The sequence below is a fragment of the Herbaspirillum lusitanum P6-12 genome (assembly GCF_000256565.1).
Taxonomy (GTDB): domain Bacteria; phylum Pseudomonadota; class Gammaproteobacteria; order Burkholderiales; family Burkholderiaceae_D; genus Herbaspirillum; species Herbaspirillum lusitanum.
Map to the genome: position 1 here is coordinate 1 of NZ_AJHH01000728.1, position 653 is coordinate 653.

Genomic DNA, 653 nt, shown 5'->3' on the forward strand with positions numbered 1-653 from the left:
TTTTTATGTCCGCGGCAAAAACCATCCCGCCATGAAAAAAGCAGCATCCGACGCGATGTCGAATACTGCTTTCGGTACTGCACTCCGTCTCCGCCGCAGCCTGTCATCAGGCACGGCAATACCGACGCGCTTTACCCCAGACGCCAGTTGGAACGATGCCGGGAGCGCGATTTGATGATATGCAATTCATCATTGGCCGCCGGCGACGTACGGCGGAATACATTGCGGCCGGCGTTGGTCAGGTTGAAGGCGCCGCCCAGATTGGGAATACCCAGGCCCTTGCTGATCACGCTTTGCACCACGCGGCGCGGAATGATGCGGAAGTCGCCCTTGAACACGCTATACATCCAGCGCAGCTCTTCGCCGGTCAGTTCGACGTTGGGATCGACCGGTTCGGCGACGGCGCGCACGGATTTCTTCGGGATGCTGCGCTCGCTGATTTTCTCAGCCCGATCTTCCAGTGTGTATTCGGTGTCCAGCTCGATAGTTTTCATGATTTCCTCACGGCAATGAAACCGATACTAGCACAAACTCCGGACCGATGTGAAAGCCTGAATTCCGCGTCCAGCAAGGGATGCCAAGGCATCAACATGTCTTTTGCACATGTTTTTACAGGCGTGCCATATGGAAATCATGCGGCCGTTTCTTCCCTC

Annotated in this window: 1 protein-coding gene; it reads right to left on the reverse strand. The window is 55.9% G+C overall.

What is annotated here, in order from left to right:
• Positions 1-131: 131 nt before the first annotated feature.
• Positions 132-494, reverse strand: a complete 363-nt coding sequence (locus HLUSI_RS34520) for a hypothetical protein (RefSeq protein WP_016836297.1) — start codon at positions 492-494, stop codon at positions 132-134.
• Between the last annotated feature and the right edge of the window lie 159 nt (positions 495-653).

What these genes read in the sequence shown, in the direction of transcription:
- HLUSI_RS34520 (WP_016836297.1), bottom strand. Translation starts at nt 494, where the DNA reads ATGAAAACTATCGAGCTGGACACCGAATACACACTGGAAGATCGGGCT.